This is a genomic window from Microlunatus sagamiharensis (assembly GCF_900105785.1).
GTDB lineage: Bacteria > Actinomycetota > Actinomycetes > Propionibacteriales > Propionibacteriaceae > Microlunatus > Microlunatus sagamiharensis.
On record NZ_LT629799.1, the window covers coordinates 3,528,758 to 3,547,594 of the forward strand.

Here is an 18,837-nt window from a genome sequence, read left to right on the forward strand (position 1 = left end):
CGGAGGTAGGGACAGGTCGCGACGCCGGGCAGTTCCTGACTCACCTCGTCCGGGGACGCGGGCTCACAGTGGCGGGACCGCGCCGGAGTCTCACCGGCTTCCTGGGTCCGAGGTCGTGGCGCGAGCCTAACCGCCCGCGGGTCGGCCGGCGCCCGACGGCGGTTCCGCCGCCTGCTCGGACCGGTCTGGACGCGGAGAGGCCCGGGCCGCACTCGCAGCCCGGGCCTCGTCGTCCTCAGACCACGCGTCAGCCGATCGACGCCCCGTACCGGGCCTGGCCGCGGGCGGCATAGCCGTAGTCGCGCAGCTGGTAGGAGTCGCGGTCGCCCTCGCCGTCGAGACCGGTGCCCGTGGCGTGGAGCGACACGACACGACCGCCGTCGTCGCCCTTGCCGGGGATCCCGACGACGACGTCGGCGCGGCCGTCCAGGTCCCGGTCGACCAGGCCGAGCGCCGCCCCGAAGTCGTCGCCGGTCTCCGACCCGCCGGGCACGCCCGCGGTCTCCTGGTCGAAGGAGCTGTTGCCGCTGGACGCCAGGCCGTTCGCCCCGCCCCTGACCAGGACGACCCGGCCGGCGTCCTCGTCGCCGACAGGCTGACGCGGCGCGCCCACGACCAGGTCGTCGTACGCGTCACCCGTGAGCTCGGCGACCAGCAGCGCGGCGCCGAAGCCGTCCCCGCGGGTCCGGCCCGGCAGTCCGAAGCCGTTCTGGTGCTGGAACGTCACGGCGGCCTTCGTCCCGGTGCCGGTGCCGTTGAGCCTCAGCACCGCGATCCGGTCGTCCACCTCCTCGCCCGCGCTCACGCCCACGACGATCTCGTTGCGGGCGGTCCCGAGCAGGTTGCCGACCGCGAGGGCGCGGATCCCCGCGAGGTCGACGGTGCGCACGATCCGCGTGCAGGCCGACGGTGCGGCGGACCCGCCCGGGCAGAACGACACCGAGCCCGCGGCGGCCGCCCCGTCCCGGTTCTCCCGGCCGGCCGACACGACCACGACGTCGGGCTTGCCGTCCCCGTCCGCGTCCGCCACGGCCAGGGCGGAACCGAACCGGAAGTCCTGGTCCTCGGTCCCCCGTGTCCCGCGGACCGACGTGCGACCGGTGGTCGTGATGCCCTTCTTGCCGCCGAGCAGCACCGTCACCGTCCCGCTCGCGGGGAAGTCCTCGCTGGCGGCGCTGTCCTTGTCGTCGCCCGGCGCGCCCACCACGAGGTCGGCGTACCCGTCCCCGTTGAGGTCGCCGGCGGCGAGCGCCGCACCGAACTGCGCGCCCTTCTTCTCCGTCGGCCGCGAGAAGCGCGTGGAGCCCTTCCCGGTCGGCCCGTCCGGGCTGCCGTACAGGATGGTGACCGATCCCGCGTCCTTCGCGTCCCCGTCCTCGCCCGGTGCGCCGACGGCCAGGTCGGCGTACCCGTCGCGGTTGAAGTCGCCGCTCGCCACCGCAGCGCCGAAGTGGTCGCCGGTCTCCGAGGCGCCGGGCACCTTGGACGTCGACTGGGTCAGGACCGCCCGGTCGGAGGTGACCTGGCTCGACCGCGACATCTCCCAGGCGACCCCGCCGGCCTCGTCCTTGCCGTTCACGTCGAGGTCCGGCGCTCCGGCCACCAGCTCGGGGAACCCGTCGCCGTCGAAGTCGTACGGCTTCGCCGCCGTCGCGGCCGAGGCCGGGCCCGCGCCCAGGGCGAGGGGCAGCACGAGCCCCGCCGCTGCCGCCAGTGAATACTTCCGTGTCCGTCGCATATCGCTCCCCTGTGCCTCGACCGTGAGTGGCGGACATCATCGACGGCACGGGGGTCGTCCGTCCAGGGAGTTCGGGCCCGAGAGCGACGGTGTCCTCCGCAGGGAGGACACCCGCCGCGCGGATTGATGGGGCGGAGCAGGATCGGGCGGTGGACGAACCGGTGGGACGGGGTGTCGAGGCAGACGTCGACGTCGACCTTGACGTCGACGTCGTGGTCGTCGGGGCCGGGCTCTCCGGGGTGGGCGCCGCCTGCCACCTGCGCCGCGAGGCCCCGCAGGAGTCCCTCCTCGTGCTCGAGGCGCGCGAGCGGATGGGCGGGACGTGGGACCTGTTCCGCTACCCCGGCGTGCGCTCGGACTCCGACATGTTCACCCTCGCCTACGACTTCGCCCCCTGGCGCGGGGAGCGGGCGATCGTCGAGGGCGCCGACATCCGGCGCTACGTCGAGGACACGGCCCGCGCGTACGGGATCGACGATCGCACCCGCTTCGGGCACCGCGTGGTCCGGGCGGAGTGGTCGGGCGCGGAGCAGCGGTGGCGGCTGACCGTCGCGCACGCCGGTGACGAGCGCGTCGTGACGTGCCGGTTCCTGTGGGTGTGCACCGGCTACTACCGCTACGACGCCGGCCACCAGCCGGCGCTGGCCGGGGAGGAGGCGTTCGGCGGGACGCTCGTCGACCCGCAGCGCTGGCCCGAGGACCTCGACGTCCGCGACCGTGACGTCGTGGTCCTCGGAAGCGGCGCCACCGCGGTCACCCTCGTGCCCGCGCTGGCCGCGCAGGGGGCCCGCGTCACGATGCTGCAGCGCTCGCCCTCCTACGTCGGCGTCGTCGGGCGCCGCGACCGGTGGGCGCGGCGGTTGTCGGGCCGGGTCCCGCCGGGCGTCGCCGACCGCGTGCTCCGGGCCCGCCACGTGCTCGTCCAGCAGACCGTGACCGGCGTCAGCCGGCGGCGCCCCGACCTCGTGCGGCGCGCGCTGCTGCGGACCGCGGCGCAGCGGCTGCCCGAGGGCTACGACGTCGAGGCCACGTTCGGCGCCCGCTACGACCCGTGGGACCAGCGGCTCACGGTCAGCCCGGGCGGCGAGCTCTTCACCGCCGTCCGCGACGGCCGCGCGGAGGTCGTCACCGGGACCCTCGAGCGGCTCACGCCGGACGGCGTCCTCATGACTTCGGGCCGGGAGGTGCCCGCCGACGTGCTCGTGCGGGCGACGGGGCTCGAGATGCTGGGGTTCGGCGGGATGGAGGTCGTGGTCGACGACGAACCGGTCGTCCTCGGCGAGCGGCTCGCGTACGCCGGCGTCATGCTCGAGGACGTGCCGAACCTCGCCTTCACCGTGGGTTACGCCCGCGCGTCGTGGACCCTGCGCGCCGACCTCGTCGCGCACTGGGTGACCCGCCTGCTGCGCCGGATGCGGCGCGAGGGCCTCGCGGTGGTGACGCCCGACCGGGCGCCCGCGGCGGAGCACGAGGCCCGACGGCCGCTGATCGACCTCAACTCGGGCTACGTGCGGCGGGGCCGCGGCCGGATGCCCGAGCAGGGCGCGGGCCGGCCCTGGCGCTCCCCGGGGAACCACCTCGAGGGCGTGGCCGCGCTGCGCTGGCGCCGCCGCACGCCCGGGCTGCGCACGACGCCGGCCGGGAGCCGGGCGTGAGGCCGTACGCCTTCGCCGGCGGCACGGCGGTCGTCACCGGGGCGGGGAGCGGCATCGGCGAGGCCCTGACGTACGGGCTCGCCGAGCGCGGCAGCCACCTCGTGCTGGTCGACCAGCACGCCGACCGGCTCGACCGGGTGCGGACCGTCGTCCTCGAGCGGCACCCGGAGGTCCGGGTGACCACGGTGGTCGCCGACCTGTCCGACCACGACGCGACGGTCGCCCTCGGCACGCGGCTGGCCGCCGAGCACCCGGGGACGACGCTGCTGGTGAACAACGCCGGCGTGGCCCTGGCCGGCGACCTGGCCGAGCTCGAGCTCGCCGAGCTGGAGTGGCTCCTCGAGGTCAACCTCCGGGCGGTCGTCAGCCTGACCCACGGCCTGCTGCCGGTGCTGCTGGCCAACCCGGGCTCGCACCTCGTCGTGGTCTCGAGCATCTTCGGGATCTTCGCGATGCCCGGCCAGGTGCCGTACGTGACGGCGAAGTTCGGGGTGCGGGGCTTCGCCGAGGCGCTGCGCCACGAGCTCGCGGGCCGGGTCGGCGTGACGGTCGTCCACCCGGGCGGCGTGGCCACGCGGATCGCCACCGACGCACGGGCGGCAGCGCGGATGGACCAGGCGATGTTCGTCAGGGCACGCGAGCGGCTGGGTCCCCTGCTGAGCATCAGCCCCGAGGACGCCGCGGGGGCGATCCTGCGAGGCGTCGCCGCGCGGCGGCCGCGGGTGCTGATCGGGTGGGTGTCGGCGCGGGTGCCGGACCTCCTGGTGAGGGCGCTGCCGGGGTCGTACGCGCGGGTGCTGCGGCTCTTCGCCGGGAGCCGGTTCGACCTGCGTAACCGGCGCTGAGCCTCTCGCCGGTCCTGCCGTCTCGCTCCGGAGGTCTCGCTCCCAGGCCCGCTCGGGGCCGCCCACGGCCGTCGCCCGGGTCAGATCCCCACCCCGAGGGTGGCGACCCGAGCCGGGCGACGGACGGGTGGCGGTGTCGTGGCACCTCTTCCGCCCCTGCTCGTGAGGTGCCGATGACCTCAGCGAACCATCGATCCGGACCGCTGCCGAGCACTTCGTACGGATGTCAGGAGATCTTCAGACGGGCCGGACCTGTCGTGCACGACGGACCCGCCCGCAGGCCGACCGCCGTCGAGGGGTAGACATCGAGGGACACCTCACCCAAGGAGCTGCGCATGCGTGCCCTCGTCTACCACGGCCCGAAGGACGTCTCCGTCGACGACGTCCCCGACGCCACCATCGAGAAGCCGACGGACGTGCTGGTCCGGGTCACCTCGACCAACATCTGCGGCAGCGACCTGCACATGTACGAGGGCCGCACCGACGTCGAGCAGGGCAAGGTCCTCGGCCACGAGAACATGGGCGAGGTCATCGAGATCGGCTCGGCCGTCGACAAGGTCAAGGTCGGCGACCACGTCGTGCTGCCCTTCAACATCGGCTGCGGCTTCTGCAAGAACTGCGAGTCGGGCCGCACCGGCTTCTGCCTGACGGCCAACCCGGGCAACGCCGGCGCCGCCTACGGCTACGCCGACATGGGCCCGTACTCGGGCGGTCAGGCGGAGCTGCTGCGCGTCCCGTGGGCGGACTGGAACGCCCTCGTGCTGCCCGAGGACGCGACCGAGAAGCAGCTCGACTACGTGATGCTCTCCGACATCCTGCCCACCGGCTGGCACGGGACGGTGCTGGCCGGCGTCGTGCCCGGTGACTCGGTCGTCGTCTACGGCGCGGGCCCGGTGGGGCTGATGGCCGCGCTGTCGGCGCGGGTCAAGGGCGCCGACCAGGTCTTCGTCATCGACCGCCAGCCCGACCGCCTGGCGCTCGCCGAGAAGCTCGGCGCGACGCCGGTCGACGACTCCAAGGGCGACGCGGTCGACCAGATCATGGAGGCGACGCGCGGCGAGGGCGCGGACCGCGGGGTCGAAGCCGTCGGCTACCAGGCCCACGGCCCGTCCGGCGAGGAGGAGCCCGGCACGACGATCAACAGCCTCGTCGCCGCCGTGCGCCCGACCGGCGGGATCGGCGTGGTCGGCGTCTTCGTGCCCGAGGACCCGACCGCGAAGGACGAGCTCGCCCAGCAGGGCAGGTTCGCCTTCGACTTCGGGACGTTCTTCTTCAAGGGCCAGTCGATGGGCACCGGCCAGGCCAACGTCAAGCAGTACAACCGCGCGCTGCGCAACCTGATCCACCGCGGGCTGATCAACCCCGGCCAGATCGTGTCGCAGGAGCTGAGCCTCGAGCAGGCCGTCGAGGGCTACAAGAACTTCGACGACCGGCTCGACGGCTGGACGAAGGTCGTCCTGCACCCCTGAGCGGGGCCGGCACCAAGGACGGGGACGATCGGGCACCTCAGCGGTGCTCGATCGTCCCCGTCGTCGTCCGTGCGGGTGCCGCCGGCCTCAGCCGCGGCGCGCGTACGAGCCCGAGCCGAGCTCGCTGACCAGCGTCGGGCCCTGCGGCGACCAGCCGAGCGCGGTCGCCTTCGCGCTGATGCCGAACTGCTGGTCGAGCAGCAGCGCGTCGGCGAAGTCCGCGCCGAGGCGGGCCCGCGTGGCGTCGGCCGGCTCGCCCACGACGTCGGCGCCGCCGGCCTCGCCGAGGTCGATCACGGTCGGGTTCTCGTCGGTCACCGCGAGCACGCGGCCCTGGGCCTGGCCGCTCTCGAGCACCGCGACGTAGAGCGCGGCCACGTCGTCGACGTGCGCGACACCCCAGTGCTGCGTGCCGTCGCCGATGAGCACGACCCTCCCCGAACCGTCCCGCGGCGCGTCGACCAGCAGGTTGGGCAGGCCGCCGCCGTGGCCGTAGACCACGGCGGGCACGACGATCGAGGCGACGAGGTCGGCGTCGAGCACCTGCTGCTCGACGGCCGGGCGCCACGCGGTCAGCGCGGGCGGGTTCAGGGGGCTGTCCTCGTCGAGGCCCTCGCCGCTGCCGTAGATCCACAGGCCGCTGGTGTGCACGTACGGCTTGCTCGTCCCGCCGAACGCCTCGCGCACGGCCGCGACGACGGCGCCGTCGAAGTCGGGGCTGCTCGCGTCGCCCGGCGAGGCGGTGTGGATCGCGGCGTCCACCCCGGCGAGCTGCCCGGTGAGCCACGCGTGGTCGGTGAGGTCGCCGAGGGCGGCGCTCGCCCCCGCGTCGGTGACCCGCTGCGCGGCGCTGTCGCTGCGCACGACGGCGGTCACCCGGTGCCCCGCCGCCACGAGCTGAGCGAGCACCACAGAGCCGATGTAGCCGGTTCCCCCGGTCAGAAGCACGTCCATGCCCCCTGCTTACCCGCTGCGGCGAAGCCGTCGCGCCTGGGTGGCGAGGTTCACGCGCGCCCGACGCTGGCCGCCGCGCCGCGCGATCGCCTCCTCGAGCGCGGCGAGCACCCGGCGCACGCGCTCCTCGTCCGCGGGCCAGCCGCGCTGGAGGCACTCCTGCAGCCACTCGGCCGCACCACGGTGGCCGCGCTCGCCGTTACAGCGGCGGCAGGCGGCGACCTCGTTCTCCAGCCAGGACGGCCCGCCCTTGAGGCGCGGCACGAGGTGGTCGGTGGTCGGGACGACGCGCACGTCGAACGTCCGTCCGCACCACGTGCAGGTCGGCCCGTCGCGCTCCAGGACGACCGCCATCCGCTGGACGCGGTCGAGCTGCGGCTGCTCCATGTCGCCCCCCATGCTCCGCGCCCGACTCAACCGCGCGGCGCCGGCAGTCCTGGTCCGTGCGGGCCTGGGGCAGGGTCCGTACGGTCGGGGGCCGGGGAACCGCGCCGAGGCCCGGACGCGTTCCCCCTCCGAGGCGTCTGCCCCGCGCCCGCCCACACCCCGTACGCACCAGGAGGACCGCACGTGCCCGACCCGCTCGTCCCGCTACTCGCCCGGCTGCCCCGGCAGCTCTCGGCGCTGCCCGACGCCGCGAGCCGGGTCGACCTCGCCGTGGACCTGCTGCACGAGCTCGTGCCCGCCTGCGAGGCCGTCGCGGTGCTGGTCCCCGGACCCGCCGGGCCGGCGACCCGGCCCGGCCCGGCCGACCGCGACGAGGTCGGGAGCCTGGTCGCCCGGCTCGAGCAGGAGGTCGGCGAGGGACCGGCGACCGAGGCGGCCCACGGCACGGTCGTGACCTCGCCCGACCTGGTGGCCGAGGACCGCTGGCCCCGGTGGACGCCCCGCGCCACCGCGGACCTCGGGCTCCGCTCGGTGCTCGCGGTCGCCCTGACCTCGGCGTCCCACCCGCTGGGTTCGCTGGGGCTCTACGCGCGCCGGGTCGACGCCTTCGACGACACCGACCGCGTGCTGGCCGGCAGCCTCGCGGAGCACCTCGGGCGGGCGATCGACGTCGGGCGCGACCCCGTGACCGCGCCGGCGGACCGCTCGGTCGTCGGGCAGGCCGAGGGCATCCTCGCCGACCGGCTCGGGCTGGCCCCCGGGACCGCGCCGGCCTACCTCACCGGCGTCGCCCGGGCCGCGGGGACCAGCGTCGCGGGCGCCGCCCGCGAGGTCGTGGACACCGGGCACGTGCCCGGGCCGGCAGAGGACGCCGCGGGCTGACCGGTGTGGTCGCCGCGGACGTAGGTTCGGGGCGTGCCTCTCACGCCCGCCACCTCCGTCCGCACCGCCCCGCTCGTCGCCCTCGGGCTGCTCGGCGGCTACACCGTCGCCCGCGAGACCGGGATCCGCCCGCTCGGCGGCGTCGTCCTGGCCGCCGCGGGGGCGTAGGCGGGCCGCACCTGGGCCGTCAAGCGCGGCGCCGGCGTGACCGTCGGGCTCTCGGCGCTCTACGTGCTGGGGTTCGGCGCGTCGCACCCGCTGGCCAGGCGCATCGGCGCGTGGCCCTCGGTCCTCGCCGTCACCGCCGTCGCCACGGCCGCGAGCTGGGCCCTGGTCGACCGCGACGCCTGAGGGTTCGCTGCTGGTCCCTTACCACCCCCGCCGGACCGCCGAGAGGTAGGTTGCCGCGCCCTCCATCGGCGTGTCGGGCGCGGCAACCTACCGCTCGGCGAGGTCGAGGGGTGGGGTCGAGGGGTCAGGCCTCGCGCGCGGCGCGGAGGGCCCAGAGCACCAGCGGAACCTGAAGCGGGAGCCTCGCGAGCGTGACCGCCCGGGCCCGCGGGGTGCGCGCCAGGGTGGCCATGTGGACGTTGCCGGGGAACACCGCGACGAACAGCGCCGCCGAGGCCAGGCCGCCGAGGTGCTGCGTCCGGGGCACGGCGACGAGGGCGCCGCAGGTGAGCTCCACCACGCCGGAGCCGAGCGCCCACGCCTTCTTGCTGCCGGGCAGCCAGTCCGGCAGCGCCGCGTCGAAGACGTGCGGCCTGACCAGGTGGATCGTCCCCGCGCTGAGCAGCAGACCCGCCAGGGCACGGGCCGCAAGGGTTCGGCGTACGGGTCTCATCCCCCCATCCTGCGCGCTGGACGGGCGCGCGACGGCTCCTACGATGACCAGATGCCCCCCGAAGCCCCGCGCGACGACCGCTGCCCCGGAGTCCTCCGGCCGCACGAGGCCGCCGACGGGGCGATGGTCCGGATCCGGGTGCCCGGCGGGCAGACGACCGGCACGGCGTTGCGCGAGCTGGGACGCCTGGCGACCGAGTACGGCAGCGGGCTGCTGCAGCTGACCTCGCGCGGCAGCGTCCAGGTCCGCGGGCTGCCGGAGGTGGTCCCCGAACCGTTCGAGGACGCCGTCGCCCGCGCCGGCTTCCTGCCCTCGGCCGCGCACGAGCGCGTCCGCAACATCGTCGCGTCCCCGCTGACCGGGCTGCGCGGCGGCCGGGCCGACCTGCGCCCGCTCGTCGCCCGCCTGGACCGGGCCCTGGTCGCCGAGCCGCGCCTGGCCGACCTGCCCGGCCGCTTCCTCTTCGTGCTGGACGACGGCCGCGGCGACGTGGCCGGGCTGGGGTGCGACCTCGGCTACCGCGCCCTCGACGCGGAGCGCGGCGAGCTGCTGGTCGGCGAGCGCCGCCGCGTACGCCCGGTGCGGCTCGGCGAGGCGACGGAGGCGCTGGTGGACCTGGCGCTGCGGTTCGTCGAGCGCCGCGGCGACGCCTGGCACGTGCGCCAGCTCAGCGAACCCCTCGTCGAGGCCGGCGAGGGCACCGAGACCGACCTCCGCCTGCCCTCGACCCCGCAGCCGGCCGGCGCGACCGGCCCGCACCTCGTCGTGGACGTGCCGCTCGGCCTGCTGTCCCCGCCCCAGGTGGAGGCGGTGCACGCGGTCGCCGACGGCGGCCCGGTCGTGGTCACGCCCTGGCGCAGCCTCGTGCTCCCCGACGCCGCGGCCTCCCGGAGCGCGCTCGAGGCGGTCGGCCTGGTGACCGACCCCGACGACGCCTGGAGCCTGGTCAGCGCCTGCGTCGGCGCGCCCTGGTGCGCCAACGGCCGCTCGGACACCCGCACGCTCGCCGCGCAGCTGGTCCGCGCCGGCGGCCCCGGCGTCCGTACGCACCTCAGCGGCTGCGAGCGCCGCTGCGGCGCGCCCACCGGACCCCACACCGACCTCGTCGCCCCCACGCGGGTCGACCTCGCCGAGCTCGTGCTCGCCCGTGCCTGACGCGCGGACGGAGGACGGGCCCGCGACCGGGGCGCTGCGGCCGCCCACCCGGCGCTACGTCTACGGCTCCGACCCCGGATCGATCTACCGCGACTCCTTCGCGACGATCCGCGAGGAGACCGACCTGTCGAGGTTCAGCGAGGCGGAGTCGGTCGTGGCCGTGCGGATGGTCCACGCGGCCGGCGACACCGGGCTGGTGAGCGACGTCGAGTTCCACCCGCGGCTCGTCGAGGCCGCCCGCGGCGCGCTGCGGGCCGGGGCGCCGGTCCTCACCGACGCGCAGATGATCGCCTCCGGCGTGACGCGGCGGCGCCTGCCCGCCGGCAACGACGTCCGCTGCCTGCTCGGCGATCCCCGCACCACCGAGCTCGCCCGGGCCTGGGGCACGACCCGCTCCGCCGCGGCGGTGTCGCTCTGGGGCGACGCGCTCGAGGGGGCCGTCGTGGCCATCGGCAACGCGCCCACCGCGCTGTTCCACCTGCTCGAGATCGTCGCCGACGGCGGCCCACGTCCCGCGGCCGTGCTCGGCATCCCCGTCGGGTTCATCGGCTCGGCCGAGTCCAAGGAGGCGCTGGCGGCCAACCCGTACGACCTGCCCTTCCTGGTCGTGCACGGGCGCCGTGGCGGTTCCGCGCTCTGCGTCGCCGCGGTCAACGCCCTCGCCACCGAGGACGAGCTCGCGTGACCGGCCGCCTCTGGGGCGTCGGGGTCGGACCCGGCGACCCCGAGCTGATCACGCGGCTCGGGGCCCGGCTGATCGCCGCGGCCGACGTCGTCGCCTACCACTCGGGCACCGCGGGACGCTCGATCGCGCGCAGCATCGCCGGCGACCTCGTGCGCGCCGACGCGGTCGAGGAGCTGCTCGTCTACCCCGTCACCACCGGGACGACGGACCACCCGCTCGGCTACTACGGCGCGGTGAGCGACTTCTACGACGCCTCGGCCGAGCGGCTCGCCGCGCACTTGGACGCCGGGCGCGACGTGGTCGTGCTCGCCGAGGGCGACCCGATGTTCTACAGCTCCTACTCCTACCTCCACGACCGGCTGGCCGACCGCTACCCCTGCGAGGTCGTGCCCGGGGTGACCGCGGTGAGCGCCTCGACCGCCGCGCTGGCCACCGCGGTGTCCAAGCACGAGGACGTCCTCACCGTGCTGCCCGGGACGCTGCCGGTGCCCGAGCTCGCCCGCCGCCTCGCCGGCACCGACGCCGCCGCGATCATGAAGCTCGGCCGCACCTTCGCCGGCGTGCTCGAGGCGCTGCGCCAGGCCGGCCGGCTCGACGACGCGCTGTACGTCGAGCGCGCCAGCACCGAGGCGCAGCGGGTCGTGCCGATCACGGAGGTCGACCCCGCGCAGGTGCCCTACTTCGCGATGGTCCTCGTGCCGGGGCGCGACCGGCGGGCCGACAACGCCGCGCGATCGGCAGGCCTCGCCGCGGCCCCGTCGGCAGTGACGACGGGCGGGCACCTGCTCGTCATCGGTCTCGGCCCCGGACCGGACCGCTGGGTGACGCCCGAGGTCGCCGCCGCGCTGGCCGACGTCGAGCACGTGGTCGGCTACGGCCCGTACGTCGAGCGCGTCCCGCCGCGCCCCGGCCTGACGCTGCACGCGACCGGCAACACCGTCGAGGTCGACCGGGCCCGCGACGCCTTCCGCCTCGCCGCCGACGGGGCCCGGGTGGCGATCGTCTCCGGCGGCGACGCCGGGGTGTTCGGGATGGCGGCGGCCGCGTACGAGGTGGCCGACGAGTTCCCCGACGTGACCGTCGAGGTGCTGCCCGGCCTCACCGCCGCCCAGGCCGTGGCGGCGCGGGCAGGAGCCCCGCTGGGCGCGGACTACGCGGTGCTGTCGCTCTCGGACCGGCTCAAGCCGTGGGAGCTCGTCGAGCGGCGCCTGCGCGCGGCGGCCGAGGCCGACCTCGTGCTCGCGCTCTACAACCCCGCCTCGCGCAGCCGCGACTGGCAGGTCGCCGCCGCCCGCGACCTGCTCCTCGAGGTCCGCGCGCCGGAGACCGTCGTCGTCGTCGGCCGCGACGTCGGCCGGGCCGAGGAGTCCGTCGTCGTCACCACCCTCGGCGACCTCGACCCGGCGGTCGTCGACATGAAGACGCTGCTCGTCATCGGCAGCAGCGCGACCCGCGTCAGCGCCGCCGGCCAGGTCTGGACCCCGCGCAGCACGGCCTGAGCCGGGCGCCGCGGGGGTCAGGCAGGCAGCAGGTGGGCGCCGCTCAGCCGGCGGCCGGCTCGTCCTCCGCGTGGGCGAACGCGCGGCGCAGAGCCGCGGCGCCCTCGGGGTCGTCCCGCTCGCCCAGGTCCAGGCAGAGGTCGCCGTCCTCCGGCGCCGGGGCGGTGGCCCAGTACCTGACGAGGTGCAGGGCCTGCTGGTCGGCCGGCGTCTGAGGCTGGTCCGCGAGCCACGCGAGGGCGCGCCGAGCCGCAGCCGGGTAGTGACGGACCACGAGCAGGTCGTCCTGCTCGGGCAGCACGACGCGGTCCAGCGAGTAGCCCTCGATCTTCGACTCCTCGAAGACCGCGCGGCTGAAGTCGGCGGAGAACATGGACGGCGACACGGGGTGCTGGAGGGCCCGGCCGCTCACCAGGAGCGTGTCGAGGACGCCGGTGAAGACGCAGTCGACGACCTCGCAGTCCTCGATGAGCAGACGCTTCGTCGTCTTCTCGAACGTGCACGCCTCGAGCAGGCAGCCCCGGAAGGTCGCCTCGCGCAGGTTGGCCCGGTCGAAGGCGACGCGCCTCCACACGGTGCGCCGACCGTGCCACTCCCCCGTGCCCAGCGCGCGGGACCGCAGGTCGGCCCGCTTGAAGGAGCAGTCGACGACCTCCGTCCCCCAGAGCTTGAGGCCGGTCAGGCTGGCGCCGTCGAAGCGGCAGTCCCGGACGGAGCCGCCGAAGAAGCGGAGCTCCTCCAGCTGGGCGCCGGACAGGTCCAGCGACTCCCAGGCCACCCCACGCGCGGGGTCGTCCGGGTCACCGATCGTCGCCGGGGTCGCCGTCAGGGGGATCCCCCGCAGGTCGACACGCCCGCCCACGACGCCGAGACCGTCGGGCTGCGGTCCCTGACCCGTCAGCCAGGTCCGCACCGCGCGGACCGACCGCGCCGCCTCGGGGTCGTCCCAACGTCGCCTCAGCTCAGCCGCACTCGGCACGGGCGTGTCCTCCTGGTGGTCGCTAGTCGGTGAACACCCCGATACCGGGTCCCAGGTGCTCGTACTTGGTCTGGTGCATGTCCCATTGTCGTTGGGTGGTGATGTCCCACCAGCGACCGGTCTGGAAGTCCATCACGTCGGGCCCGTAGTGGCCGGCCGGCGTCGTGTAGAGGTGCTGCAGGTCGGGGTCCGCGTCGATGTACCCCTTGGCCTGGCGGTCGATCATCGTCCCCCGGGTCGCGGAGGCCACCCGCGGGTTGTTCAGGTTGGCCAGCTCCCTGCGCGACGCCGCGATCGCCTGGTTGTCGAAGTCGGCCTTGGCCGCCGCCACGTGGTCGGCGATCCGCGCCGTGTCGTGGTCGACCGGGCTCGGTCGCGCCGGCACCGCGGGCACGTCGTCGAGGGTGCGGACGGCGGTCGACCCCGCTCCCTGCGTGGCGGCGCTCGAGCCGGCGCCGGAGGCCGTCGCGCGGGCGCCCGAGCTCGCGAGCGTGCTGATGCCGTGGGCGGCTGCCCCGCCGGCGCCGCCCGTGACCCCGCCGACGACGGTCCCCGCGGCGGTGCTCTGCACGAAGCCGGTGACCGAGTGCGGGCCCGGCCCGACGAGGTAGCTGCCGCCGCCGTTCACCGCGCCCTCGGCGGCGCCCCCCGCGGCACCGGCCGCCATCATCCCGCGCAGGCCCGTGCCCGCTGTCCGGGCGACCGCACCGCCGACCCCGAAACCGACCGCACCGGCCGCGCCGGAGATCGCGACCTGGCCCCAGTTGACCTCGCCGGTCGTCGCCTTCTGGATGATCGTGTCGGCGCCGGCCGAGATCAGCATGACGCCGACCGGACCACCGACGCCGGTCGCGACGAGGACGCCGCCGGCGACGACCATCGCGCCGCCGGCGACGTACTCCCAGTTGTCCTTCAGCCATCCGCCGACCGCGCTGGTCGCCGCCCTGAACGTGCCCCCGATGCCGTTGTCGTCGCGGTACTGCTGCAGCTCCGCGTCGGTCACCGGTCGCAGGCCCGCCGGGTCGAGGGCGTGCACGGGGTCGTTCCCGGCGTAGGCGTACGGGTTGCCCGACCAGCCCGCACCCGTCACCGGGTCGAGCGGGTCGACGGACAGGAAGCCGTGGGTGGCCGGGTCGAAGACCCGGGCACCCATCCACTCCAGCCCGTCCACGCTGACCTCGCCCGAGGCCCCGACGGACGTCGCCCCGAGGTCGGCCACGGTCGCGGCCGGCGCGACGGCGCTCCACGGGTCGGCGGTCGTGGCCCGGCCGGTGCGCCAGCCGGGTGCGGTCCAGGAGGACCCGTCGGGTCCGCCCACGCCGGTCACCGCACCGGTCCCGAGCACGGAGGTCTCGCCCACCAGGACCGGAGCGCCGACGAAGGCGGCCGTGTCCCAGAACAGCTCGGTGCCGTCCACCGAGGCCAGCTCCCCGAGCGCGTCGGTGTGCACCCGCGTCCGCCGGACCCCGTCACCGGAGCGCCGGACGATGCCGGTCAGGTAGCCGCTGGGGTTCCAGACGAGCTCGGTGGCCGTCCCGCGGTCGTCCCGGGTGGACGTGCGACGCCCTGAGGCGTCGTAGGTGTGGGTCGTCCGCCTCCCGGCGGCGTCCGCCGTCGCCAGCAGCTGGCCCGCCGCGTCGTGCACGTGCTCGAGCACCGAGGCCGCGTCACCGACGACGCGCGACTCGCGGGCGAGGCGGCCGGCGGCGTCGTACTCCCAGCGCTGCACGGAGGTGGTCGCGTCGGAGGTCGAGCGCACCTCGACGAGCTGGCTCGCACCGTCGTAGGTGTAGCGGGCGGTGCTGCTGCCCGCGGCGTCGGCCCGGCGGACGGCGCGCACCCGGCCGTCGTCGTCACGCTCGACCTCGGTCCGGGCCACCCCGGCTTCGTCGGTGACGCTGTGGGCGACCACGAACCCGTCGCGGTGCTCCCACGCCTGGATGAGCCCACCGGCCACCGCGGAGACGAGCCGGCCGGCCGCGTCCCGGTCGAAGGCGGCGCGCCCGAGCACCGAGTGGTCCACCGCGACGAGGCGTCCCGCGGCGTCGTAGCCGTACGAGGCCGACGCGCCGTCCGGGGTCGTCATCGACGTGCGGCGACCGTCCGCGTCGTAGGTCCAGCGGAGGGTCCGGCCGTCCCGGCTGCGGCGGACGAGGTGGCCCCGGCCGTCCCACTCGAGCTCGTGCTCGACCCGCCGCTCGCCGGTGTCGTCGCTGACCCGGACCGTGCGCCGGCGCAGGTCGCGCGTCAGGGCGGTGACGGTGCGACCGTCGACGGCCATCGAGGCCGGTCGTCCCGCGCCGTCGTAGGTCCAGGTCGTCCGGCGCCCGTCCGGGCTCTCCTGCCAGACGAGCCGGCCGGCGGCGTCGTAGCCGGCGCGCGTCGTGCGCCCGACGGGGTCGGTCTCGGCGACGCAGCGGTTCATCGCGTCGAACACGCGCCGCGTCACGCCGCCCAGCGGGTCGGTGATCGTCGTCGCGCGGCCGTTGGCGTCGTACTCGTAGGTGGTCGTGCCGCCGTTGCCGTCGACCACGGCGACGAGCTGGCCGGCGTCGTCGTAGCGGAAGGTGCGCCGGCCGAGGCGCGGCTCCTCGGTCGCGACGACGCGGCCGGCCAGGTCGTGCTCCCAGCGCAGCGTGCCCGCGCCGGGCGCGCGGTGGAGGACGACGCGCCCGCAGACGTCGTAGGTCGTCCGCGCCACCTCACCGGTCGGCAGGGTCTGGGTCACCGGGCGGCTGTCGAGGTCGTAGCCGATGGTCGTGACGGCGCCCAGGGGGTCGGTGATGCGCGCAAGCCGGCCGCACGCGTCGTACGCCCGGCGGGTCACGGCACCCGTGGGACTGGTCACGGCCAGGACCCGGCCGGCGGCGTCGCGCTCGACCAGGGTCAGGCCGCCGTCCGCGTCGAGGGCCTCGACGGGTCGCCCGCAGCGGTCGTAGGTGTAGACGGCGGCCGTCCCGTCCGGCTGCCCGACGCTGGTCGCCCGACCGAGCGGGTCGACCACGAGCACGGCGGAGCCGCCCTCGTCACCGACCTCGGCGCGGCCCGCGGCGACGTCGACGTCGACCCCGGTGCGGACGCCGGTGGGGTCGATGCTCGCGAGGGCGTGGCCGGCCGCGTCGCGCTCCTCGCGCCAGACGCCCCCGGTGGGGTCGGTCGTCGCGACCAGGCGCGAGAGCGCGTCGTGGGCGAACTCCCACCGCGACCCGTCGGGGAGCGTCACCGTCGCCAGGTTGCCGAGGTCGTCGAGCTGGCGGTCGAGGCGCCGGCCGAGCGGGTCGACGGTCGCCGTCTCCTCGCCGTGCGTGCCGCGCTCGAGCGTGGTGCGCGCGCCGAGCGGGTCGACGGTCGCGACCCGGCGGCCGGCCGCCGTGTGCTCGTGGCGCCAGGTGCCGCCGTCGGGGTCGGTGCGCTCGGCGAGCAGGCCCGTCGCCTCGTCGTAGGCGTACGTCGTGCGGTGCCCCGACGGCGTGATCGCGGCGGTCACCCGGCCGAGCGCGTCCCGCTCGAGGCGCGCGGTGGCGCCGTCGGCGTTGGTCGTGCCGACCAGGTCGCCGCGCTCGTCGTAGGTGAGGCGGACCACGACGCCGGTCGGGTCGACGACCTCGGTGAGCAGGCCGTCCGTCCAGGTCAGGCGGGTGAGGCCGCCCTCGGGGTCGGTCACCGTCGACGGGTTCCGGAACCTGCCCTCGTACGCGTACCCGGTGACCGCACCCTGCTCGGCCACCACGGTGGTGACGCGGTCGAGCTCGTCGTAGCCGTAGGTGAGGTCGGCGCCCGAGGGCGTGACCGTGCGGACCCGGCGGCCGCGCTCGTCGTAGGCGTGGACCGTCGTGGCCCCGTCGCGCTCGGTGAGCAGCACCGGGTTGCCCCAGCGGTCGTACGAGGTGGACTGGCGCCGCTCCTCGGCGTCGACGACACCGACCAGGCGGCCGCGCTCGTCGTGGATCCAGGTGTTGGAGCGCGAGCCGTCCTCGTCGGAGACGACGGTGACGCGGCCGGGGAGGTAGACGAAGCGCGTCGTGCGGCCGAAGGGCGAGCGCTGGCGGGTGACCCGGCCCTGCGCGTCGTAGACGTTCTCCGCCTCCACCACGCCGTCGGCGTCGACCACGGCGGCCACCAGGCCGTCGTCGCCCCAGCGGTAGGTCCGCGTCCCGCCGGCGCCGGTCGCCGCGACCAGGCGGGCCTCGGCGTCGTAGGCGTACGCCACGCTGCGGCCGTCGGCGGTGCGGGCACCGACCACGCGGTCCGCGGCGCCTGCCTCGCCGCCCAGGCCCCAGACGAGCTCGACCCACTGACCCCTGGCGTGCGTCAGCCGGAGGACCCGGCCGGCCTCGTCGCGGGTGACCTCGACGTACGCCCGGGCCGCGCGCGGGCCGGTCCCGTACGCCCGCAGGTCGCCGCCGTCGCCGAGGCGCCACCACGAGCCCTCGTTGCCGGTGACGACCAGCTCGCCGGTGGCCTCCTCGCGCCCCAGCCACAGGCTCTCGCCGACCGCGCGGTCCCAGCCGGTGCCGAGGCGCGGGAAGAAGATCTGGCGGCCGTCGGGCAGCACCAGGCGGGCGCGCTCGTCGTCGAGCCGCAGCCCGGCCTCGACGACCGAGGACCAGCCCGGGCCGAAGGCTCCCGCACCCGGGGCCTCGGGCGTCTGCGTGGCCTCGGTGCGGAACGAGTTGTACGTGCGCGACAGCACCAGCGTCGACGCGGCGCCCGGGAACACGACGTCGGTCTCGGTCTCGACGAAGTTGCCGGTCGCGGTGTTGACGGGGTCGTCGGCGTAGCCGGACGTCGGCGGGTGGCCCTGCGCCTGGACGGCGTCGATGACGAGGTCCTGGCGGGTGACGGTGACGTTCGCGGCCTGCAGCGCGGCCTGGACGGCGCTGTTCGACAGGGTCGAGACCTCCCCCTCGCCGCCGGCGGCCTTGAAGGCGTCGGCGACCGTGGTCGCCCAGGTCACGTCGATGTCGTTGGCGCTCAGCCAGGCGTCGAAGCCGGTGAAGACGCCCGACGCGCTCAGCGTCCCCCAGCGGCAGCGGGCCTGGAAGTTCTGGTACGCGGTCCGCAGCGCGGCGGGCCGCGGGCGCAGCGTGTCGTTCGCGCCCTTCGACCCGGTGGCGAAGGTGCGCAGGTTCGACGGGCGGGCCGAGGAGGTCCCGCCGCCGCCGGAGGAGCCGCCGCCGGGCGCCGGGGTCTCGCGCGACCGGTTGACCGCGGGCGACACCGCGACCGAGATCGGGTCCGCGGGCGGGCCCACGGGCGGGTCGTCGCCGCCGGTCGCCCAGTCCCAGCCCTGCTCGAGCAGGTTGCGGTTGTCGTGCTCCTTCTTCCACTCCCGCGCCTTCTGGCGGCGCTCCTGCTCCTTGTGCGCCTCCTCCTTGAGCCGCTCGGCCGCGGTGGCGACCTCGCGCAGGCGGTTGGCGAGCTCGGTCGCGTCGCCCGCCGCGGTCTGGGCGTTCGCCTTGAAGAGCTCGGAGAAGTGCCCCTTGAAGTCGGTCATCGCCGTCGTCACCCACGACGAGCGCTGCCCGGCCTGGGCGTCGACCGCCGAGGCCGCCGAGCGGCAGGCGGTGATGAGCGCGGTGGCCGTCCCCTCGTCGAAGGGGACGTCCTCCTCGATGGCACCCAGGTCAGGCATGCGGATCCTCCGAGCGGTTCGGGCGCGCAGCACCACGGGGCCGCGCGGCGGCCGGGCTGCGTCGGTGACGCGATGGCGGGTGGAGCAGAGATGGTGGAGCGAGGAGCACG

Annotated in this window: 13 protein-coding genes, 1 pseudogene and 1 riboswitch; of the genes and pseudogenes, 8 read left to right on the forward strand and 6 right to left on the reverse strand. The window is 75.9% G+C overall.

What is annotated here, in order from left to right:
• Window positions 1-29: 29 nt before the first annotated feature.
• Window positions 30-104: riboswitch (cobalamin riboswitch) on the reverse strand.
• A 143-nt stretch (window positions 105-247) separates the two neighbouring features.
• Window positions 248-1,738 carry an FG-GAP-like repeat-containing protein gene (locus BLU42_RS16265; protein WP_091076665.1) on the reverse strand — a complete coding sequence of 497 codons (1,491 nt, stop codon included), beginning with the start codon at window positions 1,736-1,738 and terminating at the stop codon, window positions 248-250.
• 149 nt (window positions 1,739-1,887) lie between these two features.
• Here BLU42_RS16265 and BLU42_RS16270 point away from each other — a divergent pair, with 149 nt between their 5' ends.
• From BLU42_RS16270 to BLU42_RS16280, 3 genes are all read left to right on the forward strand, one after another.
• Complete coding sequence (locus BLU42_RS16270) at window positions 1,888-3,393, forward strand: flavin-containing monooxygenase (protein ID WP_197680484.1); 1,506 nt, start codon at window positions 1,888-1,890, stop codon at window positions 3,391-3,393.
• Window positions 3,390-4,238: an SDR family NAD(P)-dependent oxidoreductase gene (locus BLU42_RS16275; RefSeq protein ID WP_091076669.1), complete on the forward strand. Its 849-nt coding sequence runs from the start codon at window positions 3,390-3,392 to the stop codon at window positions 4,236-4,238. The genes BLU42_RS16270 and BLU42_RS16275 overlap by 4 nt, the downstream gene beginning before the upstream one ends.
• A gap of 335 nt (window positions 4,239-4,573) precedes the next feature.
• Window positions 4,574-5,707 (forward strand): glutathione-independent formaldehyde dehydrogenase, encoded by a 1,134-nt coding sequence (locus BLU42_RS16280; RefSeq protein ID WP_091076673.1) that lies wholly within the window; start codon window positions 4,574-4,576, stop codon window positions 5,705-5,707.
• A gap of 87 nt (window positions 5,708-5,794) precedes the next feature.
• Here the strand turns inward: BLU42_RS16280 and BLU42_RS16285 are convergent, their stop codons facing one another.
• A complete protein-coding gene (locus BLU42_RS16285) occupies window positions 5,795-6,661 on the reverse strand; it encodes an NAD-dependent epimerase/dehydratase family protein (protein ID WP_091076677.1) in 867 nt (288 codons plus the stop codon).
• Between the two features lie 9 nt (window positions 6,662-6,670).
• Window positions 6,671-7,048 (reverse strand): HNH endonuclease, encoded by a 378-nt coding sequence (locus tag BLU42_RS16290; protein ID WP_091076681.1) that lies wholly within the window; start codon window positions 7,046-7,048, stop codon window positions 6,671-6,673.
• 183 nt (window positions 7,049-7,231) lie between these two features.
• On the opposite strand from BLU42_RS16290, the gene BLU42_RS16295 reads away from it, so the two are divergent.
• Both BLU42_RS16295 and BLU42_RS21670 read left to right on the forward strand, forming a co-directional pair.
• The gene (locus BLU42_RS16295; RefSeq protein WP_172825811.1) at window positions 7,232-7,930 is read left to right on the forward strand and encodes a GAF and ANTAR domain-containing protein; all 699 of its coding nucleotides are present in this window, start codon (window positions 7,232-7,234) and stop codon (window positions 7,928-7,930) included.
• A gap of 33 nt (window positions 7,931-7,963) precedes the next feature.
• Window positions 7,964-8,281: pseudogene (locus BLU42_RS21670) on the forward strand (hypothetical protein).
• A gap of 124 nt (window positions 8,282-8,405) precedes the next feature.
• On the opposite strand, the gene BLU42_RS16305 reads toward BLU42_RS21670, so the two are convergent.
• On the reverse strand, window positions 8,406-8,774 hold the full coding sequence (locus BLU42_RS16305; RefSeq protein WP_091076689.1) for a DoxX family protein: 369 nt from the start codon (window positions 8,772-8,774) through the stop codon (window positions 8,406-8,408).
• Between the two features lie 51 nt (window positions 8,775-8,825).
• Here BLU42_RS16305 and BLU42_RS16310 point away from each other — a divergent pair, with 51 nt between their 5' ends.
• Genes BLU42_RS16310 through BLU42_RS16320 form a run of 3 tightly spaced genes read left to right on the forward strand, consistent with a single transcriptional unit; the run spans window position 8,826 to window position 12,113 of the window.
• Complete coding sequence (locus BLU42_RS16310) at window positions 8,826-9,929, forward strand: hypothetical protein (protein ID WP_091076692.1); 1,104 nt, start codon at window positions 8,826-8,828, stop codon at window positions 9,927-9,929.
• Window positions 9,922-10,614, forward strand: a complete 693-nt coding sequence (locus tag BLU42_RS16315; protein ID WP_331715244.1) for a precorrin-8X methylmutase — start codon at window positions 9,922-9,924, stop codon at window positions 10,612-10,614. Before BLU42_RS16310 ends, BLU42_RS16315 begins: the two co-directional genes overlap by 8 nt.
• A complete protein-coding gene (locus BLU42_RS16320) occupies window positions 10,611-12,113 on the forward strand; it encodes a precorrin-2 C(20)-methyltransferase (RefSeq protein WP_091076696.1) in 1,503 nt (500 codons plus the stop codon). Before BLU42_RS16315 ends, BLU42_RS16320 begins: the two co-directional genes overlap by 4 nt.
• Window positions 12,114-12,156: 43 nt before the next feature.
• Here BLU42_RS16320 and BLU42_RS16325 read toward each other — a convergent pair whose 3' ends face one another.
• Window positions 12,157-13,026: a pentapeptide repeat-containing protein gene (locus BLU42_RS16325; protein ID WP_091076700.1), complete on the reverse strand. Its 870-nt coding sequence runs from the start codon at window positions 13,024-13,026 to the stop codon at window positions 12,157-12,159.
• 88 nt (window positions 13,027-13,114) lie between these two features.
• Complete coding sequence (locus BLU42_RS16330) at window positions 13,115-18,727, reverse strand: DUF6531 domain-containing protein (protein ID WP_091076704.1); 5,613 nt, start codon at window positions 18,725-18,727, stop codon at window positions 13,115-13,117.
• Window positions 18,728-18,837: the final 110 nt, after the last annotated feature.